Genomic DNA, 4,374 nt, shown 5'->3' with positions numbered 1-4,374 from the left:
ATCGCCATGATCCACGGCTTCTGCCTCGGCGGCGGGCTCGGCATTGCCGCCTGCGCCGACCTCAGGCTTGCCGACCCGCGCGCGCAGTTCGCCATTCCCGCCGCCAAGCTTGGCCTCGGCTACAATCCGAGATGGGTGCCGCCGCTGCTTGCGCTCGCGCCTCCCGCCTTCATCAAGGAAATGCTGTTCACCGGGCGGCGCTTCTCGGTCAGCGAGGCGCTGCGCATCGGACTCGTCAACGAGGTGGTCGAGACCGAGAACCTCGAGGTGGCGGTGCGGACGCTCGCGAGCGACATCGCCGCCAACGCGCCGCTCACGGTGCGCGCGGCGAAGCTCACCATCGACGAGCTCGTGCGCCATCCCGAGCATCCCGATACGCGCGCGCTCGATGCGGCGGTCAAGGCCTGCTTCGACAGCGCCGACTACGCCGAGGGGCGGCGCGCCTTCCTCGAGAAGCGGCGGCCCGCGTTCGAGGGACGATGAGTTCCAGGGACGATGAGCCGGTCCCGTACATTCCGCTGCGCATTCCGCAGCTTATGAAAAAAATTCCGATAGGCCGCGCTTGCATCGCAGCACGCGCGAAAGCGCGCCGGAATTCAGGCAAGAACATCGGCGCCGGTCATGCGCCGTGGCAACAAACATATTGCGTCGCATGATCTTTTTCGCTTGGCACGGAACTTTATTGCTTCCTAATCTTTAGCTCTCGGCCGGGGTCCCTGCCCCGACGAGACACCCTGTACGTCGATGAGCGTGACCAACGAGCCGGGTTCACCGGCCAACTCTGAAGCCGGCTCCCCCGGCAGGAGGCAACGATGGAACTCTCGATGCGACTGAATGTGCTTGCCACACTCATCTCGTTCGGCTTCATCGCTGCAATCGTGGTCGGAATGGTCTGAGCGCCCCCTGTCGCTCCGCCAACGACTTCAGTCACGGTTCAGTCGATCCGCTGTAAGCGGGCCGCACAAGAAGGCGCGGGTCCCCCTGGTCCCGCGCCTTCGATCTTTTCGGAGATGCGATAGGCTAGAACGCGATCAGCTTTGATTGAACCGGGATCGCGCTCTGACCTTTTTTGATGAGACCGATGATTCACGCTTCGGACTGATAGGGTCCGAAGCGATCATGGTCTACCGCTTCACGTGATAGCCGAGGATGGCGCCGGCGAGCACGGCGTACCTCTCCGGCACCCGGCCCCACGGAATCTCCGAGAGCAACGGCAGCGACGGGCCGAACTCCCACAGCAGCGCCGCGATGACGGCGACGACGAGCGCCGCTGAAAGCGTGCCGCTGCCCGGCGTCCAAACGCCTTGCAGCACCTGGGCCGCGATGATGCCGACCAGGAAGACGACGATGGCCGCTACGATGGCGAACACGTAGATCGAGAAGGCGCCGGGTACGCTGCCCCCCACCCATCCCATGATGGCGTTGGCGCCGAACCAGCCGATGACGATCTGGAGCAGCAGTAGTACGAGACGTCCGAGCATGTGCAGGATCTCCCCCAGTTGCCGCCGGCCGTCTTCCCCACCCCGCCGACGAATGCCCGATGGTTAGAGCATGATTCATGCGCCGAATTTAACGGCTTCGGCGCGGGTCCGATCTAGCACGAAGATCCGTGTTGCGAAACAAGGGATTGAGCGGGGGCGCTCAGGCGGCGCTGCGCGGCGATGCGAAGAAGTAGCCGGCGATCGCAGCCCCGACGGGAGCGAACGTGAACAGGTGCGTCGCGAACTCGGACTGCCCCACCTGCGGGCCGAGCAGCACGAAGGCCAGCGCCGCGGCAACGATGGCGAAGGATACGGCGGCGACGAGCGACAGCAGGGACGGAGGCGCGATCGTCTTCGTGATGCGCGAGCCGATGAAGGCGCCGATCAGGACAATGACGGCGCCGACGGCCGCGACCACGTAGTAGTACGCGGGCCCGTAGTCCATGACCATGCCGACGAGGTTCGGCGCGGCGATCCACGCCGCTGCAGCCTGGGCCACGGCGAGATTCACGAACGGCATTCCCCCTCCCCGATCCTCACACAGAACGCGGACGCCTCGGCGCCGCAGGTCCGATCATGCCACGTTTCGCCGTTCCGAGACAGCATCGTAGTTGAGCACGGGGGCGAGCCAGCGCTCGGCCTCGGCCACCGTCCAGCCCTTGCGGCGGGCGTAGTCCTCGACCTGGTCGCGCTCCACCTTGCCGACGCCGAAATAGTGGCTGTCGGGGTGCGCGAAATAGAGGCCCGAGACGGAGGCGCCCGGCCACATGGCGTAGCTCTCGGTCAGCTCGATGCCAGTCTCGGCCTCGACGTCCATCAGCTCCCAGATGGTCCGCTTCTCGGTGTGGTCCGGCTGGGCGGGATAGCCGGGCGCCGGACGGATGCCGCGATACTTCTCGAGGATCAGCTCGTCGTTCGTGAGCTTCTCGTCGCTGGCGTAGCCCCACAGCTCGCGCCGCACCTTGGCATGCAGCGCCTCGGCGAAGGCCTCGGCCAAGCGATCGGCCAGCGCCTTGGCGATGATGCGGCTGTAGTCGTCGGTGGCCTTGATGTGGGCCTTGATCGCCTCCTCCTCGCCGAGGCCCGCGGTGACCGCGAAGGCTCCGATATAGTCGGCGAACCCCGTCTCCCGCGGCGCGACGAAGTCGGCGAGCGCCGTGTGCGCGCGGTCGCGCGAGGGATCGCGGGCGATCTGCTGGCGCAGCGTGAAGAATGTGGCGCGCTCCTTCGCACGCGTCTCGTCGGTGAAGAGCGCGATGTCGTCGCCGACGCTGTTGGCGGGCCAGAAGCCGACGACGGCGTTGGCCGTGTACCATTTCTCGGCGACGATGCGGTCGAGCAGCGCGCGGGCGTCGGCGAAGAGCTTGCGCGCCTCGCTGCCCACCTTGTTGTCGTCGAGGATGGCCGGATAGCGGCCGGTCAGCTCCCAGGTCTGGAAGAACGGCGTCCAGTCGATGTAGGGGACCAGTTCCGCCAGATCGAACTCCCTGATCGTGCGCGTGCCGAGGAAGCTCGGCTTCGGCGGCGTGTAGGAGGCCCAGTCGATGGCGTACTTGTTGGCGCGTGCCGCCGCGATCGTGATGCGCTGCTTGCGCGCCTCGTTGGCGAGGTGGGCCTCGCGCACTTTCACGTACTCGGCCTTGATGCCGTCGACGTAGGGCTTCGATTCCGTTTCCGACAGCAGGTTCGAGACCACGCCCACGGCGCGGCTCGCGTCGAGCACGTAGATGGCCTGGCCGCGGCTGTAGTTGGGGCTGATCTTGACAGCCGTGTGCACGCGGCTGGTCGTGGCGCCGCCGATCAAGAGCGGCACCGCAAAGCCCTCGCGCTCCATCTCGGCGGCGACGAAGCACATCTCGTCGAGCGACGGCGTGATGAGGCCCGAGAGGCCGATGATGTCGGCCTTCTCCTTCTTGGCGGTCTCGAGGATCTTGGCGGCCGGCACCATGACGCCGAGGTCGATGACCTGGTAGTTGTTGCACTGAAGTACGACACCGACGATGTTCTTGCCGATGTCGTGCACGTCGCCTTTCACGGTCGCCATGACGACCTTTCCGGCAGCGGGCATCTGATCGAGGCCGGATGCCCGCTTCTCCTCTTCGAGGAAGGGTTGCAGATAGGCGACGGCCTGCTTCATCACGCGCGCCGACTTCACGACCTGCGGCAGGAACATCTTGCCTGCGCCGAACAGGTCGCCGACGACGTTCATGCCGGCCATCAGCGGGCCTTCGATGACGTGCAGCGGCTTCGGCAGCTTCTGGCGCGCCTCCTCGGTATCGGCCTCGATGAAGTCGGTGATGCCGTGCACGAGCGCGTGCGTCAGGCGCTCCTCGACAGTGCCCTCGCGCCAGGTGAGGTCCTTCTCCTTGGCCTTGGCGCCGCCCTCGCCCTTGAAGCGCGGTGCGGCGTCCAGCAGGCGGTCGGTGGCATCGGGGCGGCGGTTCAGGATCACGTCCTCGGCGAGCTCGCGCAGCTCCGCCGGGATGTCGTCGTAAAGGGTGAGCTGGCCGGCATTGACGATGCCCATGTCCATGCCCGCCCGGATGGCGTGATAGAGGAACACCGAGTGCATGGCCTCGCGCACGGGCTCGTTGCCGCGGAAGGCGAACGACAGGTTCGAGACGCCGCCCGAGATATGCGTCAACGGCATCTTCTCGCGGATCTGGCGCGCGGCCTCGATGAAGGCGATGCCGTAGCCGTTGTGCTCCTCGATGCCGGTGGCGACGGCGAAGATGTTGGGATCGAAGATGATGTCCTCGGGCGGGAAGCCCACCTTCTCGGTCAAGAGCTTGTAGGCGCGCTCGCATATGGCGACCTTGCGCTCGATGGTGTCGGCCTGGCCCTGCTCGTCGAAGGCCATGACGACGACGGCGGCGCCGTAGCGCAGCACCTT

General features: G+C 66.2%; 4 protein-coding genes. 1 reads left to right on the top strand and 3 read right to left on the bottom strand.

What is annotated here, in order from left to right; translation table 11 throughout:
* The coding region (locus IT540_RS04050) for an enoyl-CoA hydratase-related protein (RefSeq protein WP_291173651.1) at window positions 1-483 on the top strand (483 nt) is incomplete at its 5' end.
* A 641-nt stretch (window positions 484-1,124) separates the two neighbouring features.
* Here IT540_RS04050 and IT540_RS04045 read toward each other — a convergent pair.
* The 3 genes from IT540_RS04045 to metH form a co-directional block, all read right to left on the bottom strand.
* Window positions 1,125-1,481, bottom strand: a complete 357-nt coding sequence (locus tag IT540_RS04045) for a hypothetical protein (RefSeq protein ID WP_291173648.1) — start codon at window positions 1,479-1,481, stop codon at window positions 1,125-1,127.
* Window positions 1,482-1,641: 160 nt separating this feature from the next.
* Window positions 1,642-2,001: a hypothetical protein gene (locus IT540_RS04040; protein WP_291173646.1), complete on the bottom strand. Its 360-nt coding sequence runs from the start codon at window positions 1,999-2,001 to the stop codon at window positions 1,642-1,644.
* 54 nt (window positions 2,002-2,055) lie between these two features.
* The coding region (metH, locus tag IT540_RS04035; protein WP_291173643.1) for a methionine synthase at window positions 2,056-4,374 on the bottom strand (2,319 nt) is incomplete at its 5' end.

The sequence above is a fragment of the Hyphomicrobium sp. genome, assembly GCF_020852195.1.
Classification (GTDB): Bacteria; Pseudomonadota; Alphaproteobacteria; order Rhizobiales; family Hyphomicrobiaceae; genus Hyphomicrobium_C.
The sequence above is the reverse complement of the archived record's forward strand: the minus strand, read 5'-3'. Positions and strand labels throughout refer to the sequence as shown.